Annotated in this window: 16 protein-coding genes; 3 read left to right on the forward strand and 13 right to left on the reverse strand. The window is 62.2% G+C overall.

All coding sequences use genetic code 11. From position 1 onward, the window contains the following. Window positions 1-162: 162 nt before the first annotated feature. From O3W47_RS01285 to O3W47_RS01315, 7 genes are all read right to left on the reverse strand, one after another. Entirely contained in the window at window positions 163-912 is a 750-nt protein-coding gene (locus O3W47_RS01285; protein WP_269312748.1) for an ABC transporter ATP-binding protein, read from the reverse strand. Continuing rightward, window positions 909-1,745: an ABC transporter ATP-binding protein gene (locus O3W47_RS01290; protein ID WP_262532411.1), complete on the reverse strand. Its 837-nt coding sequence runs from the start codon at window positions 1,743-1,745 to the stop codon at window positions 909-911. The genes O3W47_RS01285 and O3W47_RS01290 overlap by 4 nt, the downstream gene beginning before the upstream one ends. Then, window positions 1,742-2,674 carry an ABC transporter permease gene (locus O3W47_RS01295; RefSeq protein WP_065655287.1) on the reverse strand — a complete coding sequence of 311 codons (933 nt, stop codon included), beginning with the start codon at window positions 2,672-2,674 and terminating at the stop codon, window positions 1,742-1,744. The genes O3W47_RS01290 and O3W47_RS01295 overlap by 4 nt, the downstream gene beginning before the upstream one ends. Continuing rightward, on the reverse strand, window positions 2,671-3,738 hold the full coding sequence (locus tag O3W47_RS01300; protein ID WP_080820577.1) for an ABC transporter permease: 1,068 nt from the start codon (window positions 3,736-3,738) through the stop codon (window positions 2,671-2,673). Before O3W47_RS01300 ends, O3W47_RS01295 begins: the two co-directional genes overlap by 4 nt. Window positions 3,739-3,756: 18 nt before the next feature. Beyond that, window positions 3,757-5,397 (reverse strand): ABC transporter substrate-binding protein, encoded by a 1,641-nt coding sequence (locus tag O3W47_RS01305; RefSeq protein WP_135399613.1) that lies wholly within the window; start codon window positions 5,395-5,397, stop codon window positions 3,757-3,759. A gap of 49 nt (window positions 5,398-5,446) precedes the next feature. After that, entirely contained in the window at window positions 5,447-6,502 is a 1,056-nt protein-coding gene (locus O3W47_RS01310; RefSeq protein ID WP_080820571.1) for a dipeptidase, read from the reverse strand. Window positions 6,503-6,709: 207 nt separating this feature from the next. After that, window positions 6,710-7,417 carry a phosphoribosyltransferase gene (locus O3W47_RS01315; protein WP_137005549.1) on the reverse strand — a complete coding sequence of 236 codons (708 nt, stop codon included), beginning with the start codon at window positions 7,415-7,417 and terminating at the stop codon, window positions 6,710-6,712. 211 nt (window positions 7,418-7,628) lie between these two features. On the opposite strand from O3W47_RS01315, the gene O3W47_RS01320 reads away from it, so the two are divergent. Continuing rightward, window positions 7,629-8,801 (forward strand): M20 aminoacylase family protein, encoded by a 1,173-nt coding sequence (locus O3W47_RS01320; protein ID WP_269312749.1) that lies wholly within the window; start codon window positions 7,629-7,631, stop codon window positions 8,799-8,801. A gap of 24 nt (window positions 8,802-8,825) precedes the next feature. Here the strand turns inward: O3W47_RS01320 and O3W47_RS01325 are convergent, their stop codons facing one another. Then, entirely contained in the window at window positions 8,826-10,073 is a 1,248-nt protein-coding gene (locus tag O3W47_RS01325; RefSeq protein ID WP_269312750.1) for an MFS transporter, read from the reverse strand. Window positions 10,074-10,165: 92 nt separating this feature from the next. Between O3W47_RS01325 and O3W47_RS25325 the strand changes: the two genes are divergently transcribed. Both O3W47_RS25325 and O3W47_RS01335 read left to right on the forward strand, forming a co-directional pair. After that, window positions 10,166-10,333: a LysR family transcriptional regulator gene (locus tag O3W47_RS25325; RefSeq protein WP_269312751.1), complete on the forward strand. Its 168-nt coding sequence runs from the start codon at window positions 10,166-10,168 to the stop codon at window positions 10,331-10,333. 33 nt (window positions 10,334-10,366) lie between these two features. Then, complete coding sequence (locus tag O3W47_RS01335; RefSeq protein ID WP_269312752.1) at window positions 10,367-11,089, forward strand: LysR substrate-binding domain-containing protein; 723 nt, start codon at window positions 10,367-10,369, stop codon at window positions 11,087-11,089. A 27-nt stretch (window positions 11,090-11,116) separates the two neighbouring features. Here O3W47_RS01335 and O3W47_RS01340 read toward each other — a convergent pair whose 3' ends face one another. Genes O3W47_RS01340 through O3W47_RS01360 form a run of 5 tightly spaced genes read right to left on the reverse strand, consistent with a single transcriptional unit; the run spans window position 11,117 to window position 16,451 of the window. Then, window positions 11,117-12,910: an adenine deaminase gene (locus tag O3W47_RS01340; protein ID WP_269312753.1), complete on the reverse strand. Its 1,794-nt coding sequence runs from the start codon at window positions 12,908-12,910 to the stop codon at window positions 11,117-11,119. Continuing rightward, on the reverse strand, window positions 12,907-13,827 hold the full coding sequence (locus O3W47_RS01345) for a nucleoside hydrolase (RefSeq protein ID WP_269312754.1): 921 nt from the start codon (window positions 13,825-13,827) through the stop codon (window positions 12,907-12,909). Before O3W47_RS01345 ends, O3W47_RS01340 begins: the two co-directional genes overlap by 4 nt. 2 nt (window positions 13,828-13,829) lie before the next feature. After that, window positions 13,830-14,855 carry an ABC transporter ATP-binding protein gene (locus O3W47_RS01350; RefSeq protein ID WP_262532395.1) on the reverse strand — a complete coding sequence of 342 codons (1,026 nt, stop codon included), beginning with the start codon at window positions 14,853-14,855 and terminating at the stop codon, window positions 13,830-13,832. Further along, entirely contained in the window at window positions 14,848-15,627 is a 780-nt protein-coding gene (locus O3W47_RS01355) for an ABC transporter permease (protein ID WP_125146475.1), read from the reverse strand. Before O3W47_RS01355 ends, O3W47_RS01350 begins: the two co-directional genes overlap by 8 nt. Beyond that, window positions 15,624-16,451, reverse strand: a complete 828-nt coding sequence (locus O3W47_RS01360; protein ID WP_078053248.1) for an ABC transporter permease — start codon at window positions 16,449-16,451, stop codon at window positions 15,624-15,626. The genes O3W47_RS01355 and O3W47_RS01360 overlap by 4 nt, the downstream gene beginning before the upstream one ends. Window positions 16,452-16,571 lie beyond the last annotated feature (120 nt).

Here is a 16,571-nt window from a genome sequence, read left to right on the forward strand (position 1 = left end):
TTTTGGCCGACACCGTCCGTCATGCCGGGCTCGACCCGGCATCCAGCGCGATCAAGTCCCTGATCGCAATAGAGTCTCTGACCGCGCAGACGCGCGGTCGCTGGATTCCGGCTCAAGGCCGGAATGACGGAAGATGTCATTTGACCCGACTATAGCGGCACCTCAAACGCGCTTGAAGCCCTCGCTCGCCACCAGCAGCTGCCTTGTATAATCCGCGCTGAATTCCCGGCTTTCCAGCGCCTCGGCTTCCAGCATTTCCACCACCCTGCCGCTTTTCATCACCGCAAGGCGATCGCACATGTGGCTGATGACGCCGAGATCGTGGCTGACCATGACGAAGGTGAGATTGCGGTCCTTGCGCGCCTGTTCGAGCAGGTTGAGGATTTCCGCCTGAATGGAGGCGTCGAGCGCCGAAGTCGGCTCATCCAGCAGCAGGATTTTCGGCTCAACGATCAGCGCACGTGCAATGGCGATGCGCTGGCGCTGGCCGCCGGAAAGCTGGTGCGAATAACGGAAGCGGAAGCCGGAACCGAGGCCCACCTCGTCCAATGCCCGGGCAATGCGCTGCTCGCGATTGTCGAGACCGTGGATGACCAGCGGCTCAAGCAGCAGCGCATCCACCGTTTGCCGCGGGTGAAGCGAGCCATAGGGGTCCTGGAACACCATCTGCACGTCGCTATAGAAGCTCTTGTCGCGGCGCTTGCCGGCATAGGAGCGTCCGGCCACCATCAGGGAGCCCTCATCGAAATGGTTGAGGCCGGCAATGGCGCGCAGCAGCGTCGACTTGCCGGAACCGGACTCGCCGACGATGCCGAAAGATTCACCCTTTGCCACATCGATGCTGACGCGGTCGAGCGCGATGTAACCGTCGAAATCGACCACCATGTCGCGAACGGAAAGAACTGAACTCATGCGCGCCACTCCGGCTTGCGTTCCAGAACCGGCAGCGGATGCCGGTGGCCGCCGATTTCCGGCAGGCAGTTCAGCAGGCCCTGCGTATAGGGATGTTTCGCTTCTTTCAGATTGGCCGAGGACAGTTCCTCCACCACCTTGCCGGCATACATGACGAGGACGCGGTCGCAGAAAGAGGAGACGAGTCTCAGATCGTGGCTGACGAAGATCAGCCCCATACCGCGGTCGCGCACCAGCTTGTCGAGAATGTCGAGCACTTCCAGCTGAACCGTCACATCGAGCGCCGAAGTCGGCTCATCGGCAATCAGCAATTCCGGGCCGCAGACCAGCATCATGGCAATCATGACGCGCTGGCCCATGCCGCCCGAAACCTCGTGCGGGTAAAGATCGAACACGCGTTCTGGGTCGCGTATCTGCACGGCTTCGAGCATGGCGAGCGTGCGCTGGCGCGCCTCGCCGCCGCCGATCTTTTCGTGGGTGCGCAGGGTTTCCATGATCTGGCGGCCGATGGTCATGACCGGGTTCAGCGAATATTTCGGGTCCTGCAGGATCATGGCCATGCGCTTGCCGCGCATGATCCGCCGCTCTTTTGCAGACGCCTTGAGCAGGTCGATATCGCCGAAGCGCAGCGCATCCGCCTCGATACGCGCGTTTTTCGGCGTCAGCCCCATGATGGCGCGGCCGGTCTGCGATTTGCCGGAACCGGATTCGCCGACGATGCCGAGACGCTCGCGCCCGAGCGTGAAGGACACGCCGCGCACCGCCTCCACCAGCCCGGTGCGGGTGGGAAAGGACACGCGCAGGTTCTCTACGGTCAGAAGCGGCGCACTCATTGGCCCGCCTCCTTGGGGTCGAGCGCATCGCGCAGACCGTCGCCCAGGAGATTGAAACCGAGGCTGACGATGAGGATCGCCACGCCGGGCATGGCCGCGACCCACCATTGATCGAGAATGAAGCGGCGGCCGGAAGCGATCATCGCGCCCCATTCCGGCAGCGGCGGCTGTGCGCCGAGACCGAGGAAGCCGAGGCCTGCGGCAGTGAGGATGATGCCCGCCATATCCAGCGTCACGCGCACGATGAGCGACGACAGGCAGAGCGGCATAACGTGCTTCAGCACGATACGGAAAGGCGACGCGCCCATGAGTTTGACCGCGGCGATGAAATCGGAATTGCGGAAAGTCATGGTTTCGGCGCGCGCGATGCGCGCATAGGGCGGCCATGAGGTGAGCGCGATGGCGAGCACCGCGTTTTCGATGCCCGGCCCAAGCGCCGCGACCAGCGCCAGCGCCAGAACGAGCTTCGGAAAGGCAAGGAAAATATCGGTGATGCGCATCAGGACCGCATCCACCCAGCCGCCGGCATAACCGGAAACCGTGCCGACGATGAGGCCGACGGGGGCTGCGATGATGGCGACCAGCAGAACTACGAACAGCGTCAGCCGCGAACCGTGAATGAGGCGCGAGAGAATATCGCGGCCCTGATCGTCGGTGCCAAGCAGATAACCTTCCGTGCCGGGCGGCAAAAGCCGGGCATTGCGCAGATCGCCCTGCACCGGGTTATGCGGGGCCAGAACATCGGCAAACAGCGCCACGAACAGCAGCGCGATGATGATGGCCAGCCCAAGCAGCGCCAGACGGTTTTCCGAAAAGCGCCGCCAGATGACATAGGCGCGGCCAAGCCGCGCCTGCCTGCGCGAGGCCGGCCGGTCGGAGAGCAGCCATTCGCGGCTATAGGGTTTGATCGTATCGGTCGAAAGGGTCATCGGCTGCGCGTCCTTGGATCGAGCGTCCGGTAAAGCAGATCGGAGAAGAGATTGATGCCGACGAAGATGGCGCCGATCACGATCGTGCCGCCGAGAACGGCATTCATATCCGCATTCTGCAGGGAATTGGTGATGTAGAGGCCAAGCCCCGGCCAGGCGAAGATGGTTTCGGTGAGCACCGAACCTTCCAGCAGACCGGCATAGGAGAGCGCAATCACGGTCACCAGCGGCACGGCGGCGTTGCGCAGCGCGTGGAACCAGATGATGCGTGTTTCCGAAAGCCCCTTGGCGCGGGCCGCGACGATATATTCCTGGCTAAGCTCGTTCAGCATGAAGGAGCGCGTCATGCGGCTGATATAGGCCAGCGAAAAATAGCCGAGCAGACAGGCGGGCAGGATGATGTGGCGGAAGAGATCCCACAACACGTCCCATTGCCGCTGCCAGATCGCGTCGATCAGGAAGAAGCCCGTGACCGGCGTGAAGGTGAATTCATAAACGATATCCATGCGGCCGGGATAAGCCACCCATTGCAGCCGGGCGTAAAACACCAGCAGCGCCAGAAGGCCGAGCCAGAAGATCGGCACCGAATAACCGATGAGGCCGATGACGCGCACCACCTGGTCGGCAAAGCTGCCGCGCTTGACGGCGGCAAGCACGCCAAGCGGAATGCCGAAGACGGCGCCGATGATGGTGCCGAGCGTGGCGAGTTCTATCGTCGCCGGAAATACCCGCTTGATATCCTCCATCACCGGATTGGTGGTGAGGACGGAGGTGCCGAAATCGCCCGATAGCGCCTGTTTCAGATAAAGGAAGAACTGCTGCCAGAGCGGCAGGTTGAGGCCGAGCTGCTCACGCACCCGCTCGACCACATGCGCAGGCGCACGGTCGCCGACGATCGCCAGCGCAGGATCGATCGGCACGACGCGGCCAATGAAGAATGTGACCGCCATCAGCCCCAGAAAGGTGGTGATGACGGTGACGGCGAAGCCGAGAACGGCTTTCACGCGGGCATTGGCACGGCGTTTGCCGTGCCTCGCCCTGCTGTTGCTTTCAACCATGCTCAAGAGACCGATCCTTCCGGATCATTCCTTGGAAATGGTGTAGACGAAGTTAGTGTCGAAGCTCGGTCCGAGCTTCAGGCCCTTCAGCTTGGCGGAATATCCCGCCACTTCCGTCTGCTGGAAGATGATGACGAAGGGACCCTTCGCCAGAACTTCCTTCTGCAGGTTTTCATAGATGGCGGCGCGCTTGGCGCTGTCCTTCTCCAGAAGCGCCGACTGGGTTTCCTTGGTCAGGTCAGGAACGTCCCAGGCATTGCGCCAGGCGAGCGTCTTGTTCTTGCCCTCGTCGGAATTGTCGTAGTTGATGGTGAAGGTTTCCGCATTCGAGTTCGGGTCGAAATAGTCCGAACCCCACTGGCCAATGTAGATATCATGCGTGCGGGCGCGATATTTGGTCAGCGTCTGCTTGCCGTCGCCGGGGATGATTTCCAGCTTGATGCCGGCCTGCGCCAGCGTCTGCTGCACGCTTTCGGCAATACCGGTCACCGGCTGGGTGTTGCGCACATCCATGGACACGGTAAAGCCGTCCTTCAGGCCGGCCTTGGCCAGAAGCTCCTTCGCCTTGGCGACGTCGAGCTTGTAGGGGTTCTCGTCAAGCGCGCCGAGCTGGCCCTTCGGCAGGAAGGTCTGGTGAACTTCGCCGATGCCCTTGATGATCGTCGCGCCGATGGCGTCGTAATCGACCAGATATTTGAAGGCTTCGATGACCTCGGGCTTCTTCAGGTTCTCGTTCTTCTGGTTGAGGCTGAAATAATAGACGGTGCCCTTCGGCGCGGAGGTGACGGCAAGGCCTTCCTTCTTGGAAACGGCTTCCATGTCGCCCGGCTCGAGGTTGCGGGCCACATCGATATCGCCGTTCTCAAGCGCCAGGCGCTGGCCGGAGCTTTCCTTCATGTGGCGATAGACGACGCGCTTCAGCTTCGGCTTCTCGCCGTAATAATTCGGGTTGGCTTCCAGAATAACGGCTTCGTTGGCCTTCCAGCCAAGGATCTTGTAGGGGCCGGAACCGGCATAACCCGTCTTCAGGAACTCGTTGCCGAAATCGGTGTCGTATTTGTAATCGGCGCTCGGCGTCACGGACTTAGCCTTTTCGGCGATGAGCTTCTTGTCGACCACCGAAGCGACGGTTGCGGTGAGCACGTTCAGCACGAAGCTCGGCGCATAGGGCTTGTCGACCGTCAGAACGAAGGTGTTCGCATCCGCAGCCTTCGCCTTTTCGGTGACGTTGTCACCGCTGAGACCGAACTGCGTCAGCAGGAATGCCGGGGACTTGTCGAGCTTCACGGCGCGTTCGAAGGAGAAGGCGACGTCATCAGCCGTGACCGGATTGCCGGAGGCGAATTTCAGGCCGGATTTCAGCTTGAACGTATAGGTCAGGCCATCGTCGGAGGTCGTCCAGCTTTCGGCCAGATCGCCGATAACCTTGGACGTGTCGTTAAGATCGATGGAAACCAGCTTGCTGTAGGTATTGCCGGTCACTTCGGCAGCGGAGAGTTCGAAAGCCTCGCCCGGATCGAGCGTGATGATGTCGTCGATGGCGAAACCTTCGACCAGCGTATCGGCCGGCGTTGCGGCAAAAGCCTGCGGCGCCGCCAGCATCATCAGCGACAAAGCGGCGCTGGTGCTGAGAATACGCATGGATTTGTTGAGCGATTTGATCATAAGATCTCCCCTTTTGTTATAAGCTTGATTTGGTTCGCTTCAGCTCTTCTCAGGCCGCCTCGTGCCAGGCCTGAGACAAAACACGCAGCCAGTTTTCCCGGCATATTTTAGCAAGTTCTCCATCACCGTAGCCCGCCGATTTCAGCGCCGCAACCAGATTGTGATTGCCGCTCGCATCGGCAACGCCGACGGGTATCGTCGCGCCGTCGAAGTCCGATCCCAGCGCCACGCAATCGACGCCCATGCGCTCCACCATGTAATCGATATGGCGCACCATGTCGGAAAGCGGCGTATCGGCAATGTCGCGCGCATCGGCCCTGAGCATGGTCACCGCGTAATTGAGACCCACCAGCCCGCCGCTTTCCTTGATGGCGTCCATCTGCCTGTCTGTGAGATTGCGGGCCACGGGGGTGAGCGCGTGCGCGTTGGAATGGCTGGCGATCAGCGGCTGGTTGGTGGTCTTCGCCACATCCCAGAAGCCTTTTTCCGTGATATGCGCGAGATCGATGAGAATGCCGAGCCTGTTGCATTCCTTCACCAGCGCAAAACCGGCGTCGGTGAGGCCGGGCGCCGTATCGGGAGACATGGGATAAGAGAACGGAACGCCATGGCCGAAGATATTGTGCCGGCTCCAGACCGGGCCGAGCGAGCGCAGGCCGGCGGCGTAAAACACCTCCAGCGCATCGAGATCGGCCCCGATCGCCTCGCAGCCTTCCATGTGCAGCACGGCGGCGAAGATGTCCTCGGCAAAGGCCTTGCGGATATCGGCCGTGGAGCGGCAAAGCCGCCACGCGCCGGCGCGATCCAGCCTCAGCGCAATCGCCGCCTTTTCCATGGCGATATCGAGCGAAGGCTGGCGCTCCAGTGGGGAGGCGAGCGGCGTGTTGTAATGGCCGCTTTCATCCGGTTCCTGCAGGATGAGATCGCCGGAGGGAATATAGATCGCACAGATGCCGCCGCCGAGGCCGCCTGCCCTTGCGCGGGGCCCATCTATATGGCCTTCGCGTGTGCCGTTCCTGAATTCGGCCACCGGATCGGCACCGGCCTTGCTGTTGCGCCACAACCGAAGCAGCACATCATTATGACCGTCGAACACTGCGTGCATGGGAAGAAATTCCAGTCATCGGAAAGAACAAAACGGGGGCGGGCAGACGCCGGGATGACACCGCGCGAAAGCAAACCGGCGCATTGTTCGCCGACCGCTATTGTCTGTCGGAGGCGATCTTAGGACGATCTCTTCGAGCTTCGCAAGACACAAATTAGGCAGCGGTGAAATTATCACCACTTGCCTTTTGCCGGAATTTGCGCTTCGTCAGGCGCGCCAGCCGCCTTCCGCTTTCGTGAGCAGCGGCGTTGAAAAAACACCCCTAACCCGCTCCGGCCATTCCGGCCCGAAAGCCGCGATTTTTTCCCGCCAGCGATCCGATTGCAGCATGGCCGCGCCGATGACGGCGGGCCGGATGCCGGAGGCGGCGAGAAGCGAAAGACCCGATATGATGGAGCTGCCGCTGGAGATCACATCATCCACCAGCGCCACCCGCCGGTTCTCGATGAGCGGCAGCATGCGCGGATCGATATAGAGCCGTTTTTCCTGCCTTGTGGTGATGGAGGACATCGGCACCGACAATTCCTCCAGATACCAGAATTTGCGCGAGGTGCCGAGCGGCACGTAACGGGAATGGCCGAGATGCCGGGCAACGGCGGCGGCGAGCGTCAGCCCCAGCGTCGGCAGGCCGATGACGACATCCGGCTTGAAGGGAAGAAGCTGTGCGGCGAGATCGGCCGCCAGCGCCTCGAGCACCTCAAAAGAGGCCTGATTGACGATGAGCGAGGCCAGCGCATGTTCGCCATCCGCCAGCGGCCTTATCGGCAGGCATATCTGCCTTCCGTCATCCAGCGCCGCCGGAAAGAAGGCGGAATGCGGGCCTGCCGTTTCGAAGCTGCGGCGCGGATGGATCTCCTGCCAGAACTCATGCGGCGCGGCGGGGGAATGGGCGGCAGGCGATGCGGATGACGGCATCGGTTTTTTCCTTTCAGAACCGGGATGGCGCAAGGCGGAGGCGGTTTTCAGCCACGCCAATTCCGTTCGGCAGATTAGTCATTTTAGCAACCACAGAGACGCTGCGGGTTCATTTCATTGGCTTTTTCCGTTAGAAGAGAAAAAAGCAACAGGCATTCGGATGAACCCACCTATGACGCGGGTTTTTCCCATATTCAAGGACAAGCTGCCCATGAGACTGCTGGACCGCATAGGCGAGGACCTGCCATTCCTGACGGAGCTTCGCCACGACCTGCACGCGCATCCCGAACTGGGTTTCGAAGAGGAAAGAACCAGCGCCATCGTCGCCGATCTTCTCGAGCGTGCCGGGCTGAAGGTGCATCGCGGTCTCGGCGGCACCGGCGTGGTCGCCACGCTGCAGGTGGGCAACGGCACCCGCAGCATCGGCCTGCGCGCCGACATGGATGCGCTTGCCATGCCGGAAGTGCCCGACCGACCCTATAAATCGAAATTTCCCGGCAAGATGCATGCCTGCGGCCATGACGGCCACACCGCCATGCTGCTGGGTGCTGCGCGTTACCTCGCAAAGACCCGCGATTTTTCCGGCACCGTTCATTTCATCTTCCAGCCGGCCGAAGAAGGCCGCGGCGGCGCGAAAAAAATGGTTGAGGACGGGCTTTTCTCGCTGTTCCCCTGCGATGCAGTCTATGGCCTACACAATATGCCGGGGCTCGGCATCGATGAAATGGCAGTTGTGGAAGGCCCGCAGCTTGCCTCTTCCGACAGCTGGCGCGTGACCTTCAAGGGCATCGGCACCCATGGCGCCAAGCCGCATCTCGGCCGCGATCCGGTGACGGCGGCGGGCGCCTTCCTCGCCTCGCTGCAAACCATCGTCGGCCGCGTCGTCGATCCGCTGCAACCCGCCGTGGTCAGCGCCTGTTCGGTGCAGGCGGGCGACCCGAAGGCGCTCAACGTCATTCCCGATCTCGTCGAAATCGGCGGCACGGCGCGCGCTTATGCGGCTGACGTGCGCGACCAGCTCGAAGCGGAAATCGGCAGGCTGGCGAAGGGCACGGCGGCGATGTTCGCCATCGAGGCGCATTACGAATTCATCCGCCGGATTCCACCCGTCATCAACGAGGCGGATGCAACGAAACGGGCGCTGCGCGCCGCAAGAACCGTCTTCGGCAACAAAACCCGCAACGCCTTCCCACCCTCGACCGCCGGCGACGATTTCGCCTTCTTCGCAGGCGAAGCGCCCGGCTGCTATGTCTGGCTGGGCAACGGCCCGGCGGTGGATGGCGCGCTGCACCACAACACCTCCTACGACTTCAACGATGCGGCCATCGTGCCGGGTGTGGCGTTCTGGGCGACGCTGGTGGAGCAGGAACTCGCGGCGGAGTGACGCCCCGGCCGGCGCGATGGCCGCTCAGGCGCGCCGCGCGCCCGGGCGAGCGAGGCTGGCTAAAATTCCGGCAAACGCGCAGCCGGCGGTAATGGCCATGATGCCGGGCCAGCCGGCATGGATCCAGAACCAGCCGCCGACCCAGCCGGTAATGCTCGCTCCGCAATAATAAAACAGCAGATAAAGCGCGGAAGCATGGCTTTTGGCGGCGCCCGCATTCGCGCCCACTCCGCTGCTGGCAGCCGAATGCCCGATGAAAAATCCGATGGTTATCGCCGCAATCCCCGCCACGATGAGGATGATGCTTGAGGCGAATGTGAGCAGGATACCGGCAAGAATGGTGGAAAAGGCAACCACCAGCATGATCCGCCGGCTGAATCGGTCGACCAGCGCGCCGCCATAAGAGGACGCGACGATACCCAGGGCAAAGGTCAGGAAAATCATGCTGACGGCCGTGCGGCCCAATTCGTAAGGCGGCGCGACGAGGCGAAAGGCGCAATAGTTGAAAACGGTGGTGAACACGCTCGTCAGCATCGCGCCGAGGAAATAGAACCGCCGAAGTTCCGGGTTTCCAAGATGTTGCGCCCATATTCTCAGATGATTTTTAAGCGGCATGTGCTGCGGCCGGAAATTCCGCGAAGGCGGAAGCAGCAGCAGGAAGCCGATGGCCGCGAGGATGCAGACCGCCCCCAGCGCATACATTGCCACCTGCCAGGAGGTATAGGCGGACACAAGCCCCATGCCTACACGCCCCGCCATGGAGCCGAAGGCCGTGCCGCCGACATAAAGCCCCATCGCCTTGCCGAGACTGGAAGGTTCGATCTCCTCGGCAAGATAAGCCATGGCGACGGCCGGAACGCCGCCGAGCACGAACCCTTCCAGCGCGCGGGCGGCAAGCAGCCATGCCCAGCCTTGCGTGCTTGCCGCAATGATATTGGCGATGGCTGCCAGCATCATCGAAACGAACATCAGATTTCGGCGGGTGAAGAGTTGGGCAAAGGCCCCGCTGAGAAGAATGGCGAAGGCAAGCGTTCCCGTCGTCAGCGACAGGGCCAGCGATGCAGTTGCAGGATTGATGCCGAATTCCGCCGGAAATTCCGGCAAGAGCGGCTGTACGCAATAGATCAGCGAAAAGCTGGCGAAGCCCGCAAGGAAAAGCGCCCAGCTCGCCCGGCGAAACTGACGGCTTCCCTGCCGTATCCAGAGCACATCCAGCGGCTCCTCCGTCATGACAATCGGCGGGGTGAAATCCTGTTTTTTGAGCTGGCGCATCGGGTTTGTCCCTTTCGCTCCCAGCTATAGCGCAGCTCCATCTTTCATTCTAATATATGGAAAGCGTTCCCATCATATCTGGATCTAATATCATGGAACTCAGGCACATCCGTTATTTTCTGGCTATCGCCAATGAGGGCAGTTTTACGCGGGCGGCAGAACATCTGGGAATCGCGCAGCCGCCGCTCAGCCAGCAGATAAAGGTTCTGGAACAGGAAATCGGCGTGCGGCTATTCCGGCGTCTTGCGCATGGTGCGTAACTCACACCGGCGGGCCATGCCTTTCGTGCTGCGGTGACCCATATTCCGCATCAGGTGGGTGAAGGTGTCCGGCTCGCCCGCAGGGCGGCGGCCGGTGAAACCGGCATTCTGAGAATAGGCGTCACCGGCACGGCGGCGCTCAACCCTCTGGTTCCGGCCTGCATCCGCACCTACAGACGCCAATATCCCGACGTGGAGCTTCAGGTGATGGAGGCAGCCGCCCTGGCACTGACACCGGCCCTGCTCGAGGATCGGCTGGACGTGGCGCTTTTGCGCCCTTCTCAATCCGATCCCGATACATTGCTCGAAGAAGTGCTCACTGACGAACCGCTTCTGGTCGCCCTGCCTGCATCCCATCCGCTCGCGCGGCGCGGCACCGCCATAGACCTGATGGAATTGCGCGACGACCCTTTCATTCTGACGCCACGCAGCGTCGGCACCAGCCTTCACGATGCATCGATAAAAGCCTGCCAGGAGGCCGGTTTCACGCCGCGCCTCGGGCCGGCGGCACCGCAAATCGCCTCGATATTGTCGCTGGTCGCGGCCGAACTCGGGGTTTCCCTCCTGCCGGAATCGGTCGCGCAGGTCAAAATGCAGAACATCGTCCTATTACCCTCCAGCGGCCCGCCGCCGCGGCTTTCCATATCGCTCGCCTATCGGCGCGGAACGACATCGCCGGTGGTGAAGAATTTCGTGTTGGCGGCGCGCATTGCCGCGCGCGAAACACAGACGCCTGACGTGCCCGCGGTCGAATAAACCGCAGCCCGCAGATGCGGGCCGCCGCTATTCGAGAACGGCAATCACCGGGCTTTCCATCACCCTGCCCGTCAACACATCGGCAATGCCCATATCCGTCTGGTGCGGGCCGATATTGCAGGCGAGCGTGGCGCCGAAGCAGGCCTTGAAGACGAGATAGGGCGGCTGCCATTTCACCACCCTGCCGACGGCTTCGCGCAATTCTTCGAAAGCCTTTGCCACGTCTTCAAGCGGGGCATCGGAAACGAGGCCGGAAAGCGGCAGCGGGAGAAGCGCGGTGACCTTGCCCTCCGAGGCAACGGCCATGCCGCCGCCCGCCTTTATCACCGCATTGGCGGCCAGCGCCATGTCCTCGGCATTGCCACCAAAAACCGTGAGGTTGTGGCTGTCATGCGAGACGGTGGTGGCGAAGGCGCCGGTCCAGTTTCCCCAGCCCGTAAGGAATCCGGTTCTGGTGATCGGCTCGGCGATGCCGTGGCGGTGGGTGACGGAAATCATCGTCGCACCTTCGGGCGGAACGACAAAACCGTCCTTCACCTCGGCTTCCACCTCGCCCCATTGCGTGAAGCGCGGGCGGTCGATGGTGGCGAGGCGCACCCTCGCGCCCTCACAAGCAACCCGGAAATCATCGGCTGCGCGCAGCGGCAGTTTCATCGAGCCTTCGAGCGCCGCCGCATCGCAGGCCGGAACGTCGACGAGCATATGTCCGCCTTCCGCAACCGCCCTGCCCCCGGCCAGAACGTGGCGGGCGGCAAAACCGCTCAAATCCTCGAAGACGACGATATCGGCGCGACGGCCGGCGGCGATGAGGCCGAGATCGGCACGGCCGAGCCTTTGCGCGGCATTGAGTGTTGCAGCGCGCAGCGCCCATTCGGGCTTCAGGCCATAACGGACAAGGCGGCGCACCACATCGTCAAGCCCACCGCCCCGCAGCAGATCGTCAGGGAAGACGTCGTCGGTGCAGAGCGTCACCGTCTGCGGCAGGTGGCCGAGCGCATTCAGCGCTTCCACGAATTCCGGCAGCAGGTGATCGTGCGAGCCGCGCAGCTCGATGGTGAGCCCAGCTCGCAGTTTCGCCATCAGGTCTTCGCCCGAGACCAGCTCGTGATCGGAAGAAACGCCCGCCGCCATGAAGGCGTTGAGATCGGCATCTTTCAGGCCGCGTGCATGGCCGCAGACCAGCTTTTCCGAGGCAAGCCCGGCCTGCACGATGCCGCTCATGCGCGGATCGCGCTCGATGACGCCGCGCATGTTCATGATTTCCGCGACACCGCCGACCTGCGGCCATGACAGGATATCGGCGAGAATGGCAGCGTCGAAATCCGCCCCGCCGCGCTCCAGCCCCGGTGCGGAAGGCACGCAGGAGGGCGCGAGCAGAATGGCGCGCAGGGGCAGGTTTTCGATGGATTTCGCCGCCCAGCGCACCCCTTCCACACCATGCACGTTGCCGAATTCATGCGGATCCCAGACGATGGTGGTGACGCCACGTGCGACCACCGCCGCCGCATAGGCGGCCGGTGTGACCATCGAACTTTCGATATGCATATGTGTATCGATGAGGCCCGGCGAGACAAAGGCGCTTGCCGCATCGATGATCCGTGCAGCGTCGCTGCGGCTTGCCCGCTCGTGCACGCTGGCGATCAGAGCGCCGACGATGCCGATATCGGCAGCGCGAAGCTCTCCCGTCACCACATCCACCAATGTTCCGCCGGTGATGAGAACATCGAAAGGCGCATCGCCGCGTGCGGCGGCGACCGCGCGGCTGCGCAGCGCATCATCGGTGAGATCGGTTGGCTCGCGTGTTGGAGAGTTCGCGTTCATCGGGCGGCCTCCCGGCGCAGCGCCTCGAGAATCGCCGTCTTCGCACCTTCGGCATCCACCGTTTCGGCGAAATGCGCGTTGAAGGCTTTCGCTTTCTGAGCGCGCGTCTCGACCACGGTTCGCCCGCGCGTCAGCGTCGCCTGAAGCTCGACATCGATCCGCGCATGACGCCAGCCGATGAGACCGGAGGTAAAGGCGACGGCGGCCACGGGATCGTAAAGCGCCATGGCGGCTCTGCCACGGCTGGTGGCGATGCCTATGAAACCTTCCAGCAGATCGGCGATCAGCCCGGCATTCTTGCCGCCGGCATTGCGGATCGGCAGCACATCGGCCGGCGAGGCGGTAACCTTGCGGCAGGCGTCCAGATCGACCATGCGCAGCGGCAGACCGTGCGACAGCACGATGGCCAGGGCTTCGGGATCGGCAAAGGCGTTGAATTCCGCCGAGGCCGTGTGGTTGCCGCTGGTCACGCCGCCACCCATCCAGGTGAGATCGGAAATTCTGGCGGCAAGATCGGGCCGGGCAAGGCACAGGGCGGCAATATTGGTGAGCGGTCCGAGTGCAAGAATGCGCTTCTCGCCGGGGCCCTCCAGCCAGCCGCAGAGTGCGGCAAAGGCATCGCTGTTCGGCAAGGCCGGCGCATCCGGCAGGCTTTGGCCGACGGTCGGAATACCGTTATCGCCCAGAATGCATTGCGCGGTTTCGAGCGCGGCAAGCACCGGCATGGCGCGACCCTGATGGATCGGCATCGACCAGCCGAAGGCTGAGACCGCTCCGGCGGCATTGCGGAAAACCGCCTGAAGCGTTGCATTGCCGAAGACCAGCGAAATGCCCTCAATGGCAAGGCCTGCCGATTGCACCACCATGATGGCGGCGATATCGTCAAAGCCCATATCGGTATCGATCCATACACCCATGGTCAGTTGAACACCTTGAGGCTCGCCGCCTTTTCGACCGGCAGGTCGAAGGCGAGCGTATCGCCGATTGCGTGGGAGGTCAGGGCGGCGTCCGTTTCCGCCTTGATGGGGCCGAGCGGCGTATCGAGCAGATATTCGCGGCTGTTGCCGGCAAAGGAGGTGCCGCGCACGGTTCCCTGGAAAGGACCTGAACCGAGGGTGACCATGCGCGGCCGCCAGGCCAGTCCGGATGCTGAAAGGACTGGTCCGGGAAGCGGTGTTGTGCCGTTTGCGGTTTTGAGCGCGCCACCTTCCAGCGCGAAGATGTTTTCAAAGCCGACGAAATCCGCCACGAAGGACGAAACCGGCGCGTTGTAGATGTCTTCCGGCGTACCGATCTGCTCGATCTTGCCGCCCTTCATGACGACAATGCGGTCGGCGAGCGCCAGAGCCTCGATCTGGTCATGGGTGACGAAGATCATCGTCACGCCGGTCTCCTTCTGTACGCGCTGCAATTCGGTGCGCATTTCAAGCCGCAGGCGGGCGTCAAGGTTGGAGAGCGGCTCATCGAGCAGGAGCACCTTCGGCTCCATGACCATGGAGCGCGCCAGCGCCACGCGCTGCTGCTGGCCGCCGGAAAGCTCCGCCGGCTTTCGCGAGGCGAAACTGGACAAGCCCACCGATTTCAGGCCGGAGGCAACCTTGTCCTCCAGCGCCTTGCCGCTCATGCCCTTGAGTTTCAGGCCGAAGGCGACGTTTTCATAGACCGTCAGATGCGGGAAAAGTGCGTAAGACTGGAACACCAGACCGACGGCGCGCTTGTTGGCCGCGACCCGCGTAATATCGGCCCCGTCGAGATCGATGCGCCCGCCCGCCACCGGCATCAGCCCGGCAATGGCGCGCATGGTGGTGGTCTTGCCGCAGCCTGATGGTCCCAGAAGCGCGAGCAGCTCGCCCTTGCGGATATCGAGATCGAGGTCCTTGACGGCGACATTGCCGCCATAGGCGAGCGAGACTTTTTGGAGCGAAAGGTAATTTGCGTCAGACATAACGGGAGAACCCCAGAAAACGTTCGGCCATGAAGACGATGCCGATGGAAAGGAAGGCGAGCAGCGAGGAGAGTGCGGCCACGGAAGGATCGAAGACGATTTCCATGTAACCCAGCATGTCGATGGGCAGCGTGCGCACGCCGGGGCCGGACAGGAACAGCGACACCGGCACCTGGTTGAAGCTCGTCACGAAACCGAGAATGAAGGCGGAGAGAATGCCGCCGCGAATATTCGGCAGCACCACCCGGAAAAACGCGCCGACCCGCGACGAGCCGAGCAGCACCGCCGCCTCCTCGATATCGGAACGCAGATTGTTGAGGCTGGCCGACACCACCCGCACCGCATAGGGCAGGATGAGCGCGGTGTGGGCGAGAAACAAAGCAAGCGTGATGCCGATGCCGAAAGGCACGACGAAGTAACGCAGCAGCGCCAGACCGACGATGATGCCGGGCACGATAATCGGCGCGGAGACGATGGTGCGGACTGTCTCGGCAAAAGGCAGCTTGTATCGCGACATGGCGTAGGAGGCGGGAATGCCGAGGATGAGCGCCGTGAACGTGCCGCCGATGGCAAGGAACATCGACATCGCGAAACTTTCGCGGAAGCTTTCGACGGTGAAGACCTTGGCGATCCACTTCAGCGAAAAGCCCTGCGGCGGAAAGGCGAGCGTATCGCCGGCCGAAAATGAGGCGGCGACGATGATGAGGAACGGCCCGATCAGGAAACCGACGACAAGCAGAAGTGTGAGCGGAATGAAGAGCTGCCGGGTCATTTCTTGTTCCTTGCGGTGGCGATGCGCTTCAGCAGGATATTGGCGGCAAAGCTCATGACGATCAGGATGAAGGCGATGACGCTTGCGGAGACGAAATTGTTGGAGACCGTCACCTGCTGGTAAAGCAGGGTTTCCAGCATCAGCACCTTCGAGCCGCCGAGAATGGCGGGCGTGATATAGGCCGTGAGCGAACCGGTGAAGACCAGCGTGCCGCCGACGACCAGCCCTTCTTTGGTGAGCGGCAGGATGACCTTCCAGAACACCTGCAGCCAGCTTGCGCCGAGAACGCGGGCAGCCGCAATCGTATCCTTAGGCATATTCTCAAGCGCGCTGATGAGCGAGATGATCATCAGCGGCAGGAACAATTGCAGAAGACCGATGAAGACGGCCGTTTCGGAAAACAGGATACGGATCGGCCCGTCGCTGAGGCCGACGGCCTGCAGCGCCTGATTGACGATGCCGGTTCGACCCAGAATGACGATCCACGCATAAGTGCGGGCGACCGGCGAAATCATCAGCGGCAGCACGACCAGATTGACGACGTGCCCCTTCGCGCCCTGCGACAGGTTGACGATGGCGAAGGCCGCCGCATAACCCACCACCGCCGAGACGATGGTGACAAGCGCGCCGAGCTTCAGGGTGCGCAGGAAAACCGTCTGGTTCAGCGGATCGGTGAAGAAATCGGCGTAAGCCGACAATGTCCAGCCATCGGCGGTGCGAAAGCCCTCCGACAGCAGGATGAAGACCGGCACAAGAAAGACCGCCGCCGCGAAAATTGCGGCGGGCAAGGCAAGCGCCAGCGCTTCGGCCCGGTTCTGAAACATGGGTTTATTCCCTGAACGGCCTGAGGGCCGGTTGTTTTTTCAGCCAGACGCGCCGGCCTACGATCAAAAGGGTGGAAAAGCGGTCAGGGGACGACCGAACCGCTTTTCCGGGAATGTAGC

Origin of the sequence: Agrobacterium sp. LMR679, from assembly GCF_027157905.1 — a bacterium.
Classification (GTDB): Bacteria; Pseudomonadota; Alphaproteobacteria; order Rhizobiales; family Rhizobiaceae; genus Agrobacterium; species Agrobacterium leguminum.

What these genes read in the sequence shown, in the direction of transcription:
- O3W47_RS01340 (WP_269312753.1), bottom strand. Translation starts at nt 12,910, where the DNA reads ATGAACGCGAACTCTCCAACACGCGAGCCAACCGATCTCACCGATGAT.
- O3W47_RS01315 (WP_137005549.1), bottom strand. Translation starts at nt 7,417, where the DNA reads ATGCCGTCATCCGCATCGCCTGCCGCCCATTCCCCCGCCGCGCCGCAT.
- O3W47_RS01355 (WP_125146475.1), bottom strand. Translation starts at nt 15,627, where the DNA reads ATGACCCGGCAGCTCTTCATTCCGCTCACACTTCTGCTTGTCGTCGGT.
- O3W47_RS01345 (WP_269312754.1), bottom strand. Translation starts at nt 13,827, where the DNA reads ATGGGTGTATGGATCGATACCGATATGGGCTTTGACGATATCGCCGCC.
- O3W47_RS01295 (WP_065655287.1), bottom strand. Translation starts at nt 2,674, where the DNA reads ATGACCCTTTCGACCGATACGATCAAACCCTATAGCCGCGAATGGCTG.
- O3W47_RS01325 (WP_269312750.1), bottom strand. Translation starts at nt 10,073, where the DNA reads ATGCGCCAGCTCAAAAAACAGGATTTCACCCCGCCGATTGTCATGACG.
- O3W47_RS25325 (WP_269312751.1), top strand. Translation starts at nt 10,166, where the DNA reads ATGGAACTCAGGCACATCCGTTATTTTCTGGCTATCGCCAATGAGGGC.
- O3W47_RS01305 (WP_135399613.1), bottom strand. Translation starts at nt 5,397, where the DNA reads ATGATCAAATCGCTCAACAAATCCATGCGTATTCTCAGCACCAGCGCC.
- O3W47_RS01350 (WP_262532395.1), bottom strand. Translation starts at nt 14,855, where the DNA reads ATGTCTGACGCAAATTACCTTTCGCTCCAAAAAGTCTCGCTCGCCTAT.
- O3W47_RS01285 (WP_269312748.1), bottom strand. Translation starts at nt 912, where the DNA reads ATGAGTTCAGTTCTTTCCGTTCGCGACATGGTGGTCGATTTCGACGGT.
- O3W47_RS01290 (WP_262532411.1), bottom strand. Translation starts at nt 1,745, where the DNA reads ATGAGTGCGCCGCTTCTGACCGTAGAGAACCTGCGCGTGTCCTTTCCC.
- O3W47_RS01360 (WP_078053248.1), bottom strand. Translation starts at nt 16,451, where the DNA reads ATGTTTCAGAACCGGGCCGAAGCGCTGGCGCTTGCCTTGCCCGCCGCA.
- O3W47_RS01320 (WP_269312749.1), top strand. Translation starts at nt 7,629, where the DNA reads ATGAGACTGCTGGACCGCATAGGCGAGGACCTGCCATTCCTGACGGAG.
- O3W47_RS01310 (WP_080820571.1), bottom strand. Translation starts at nt 6,502, where the DNA reads ATGCACGCAGTGTTCGACGGTCATAATGATGTGCTGCTTCGGTTGTGG.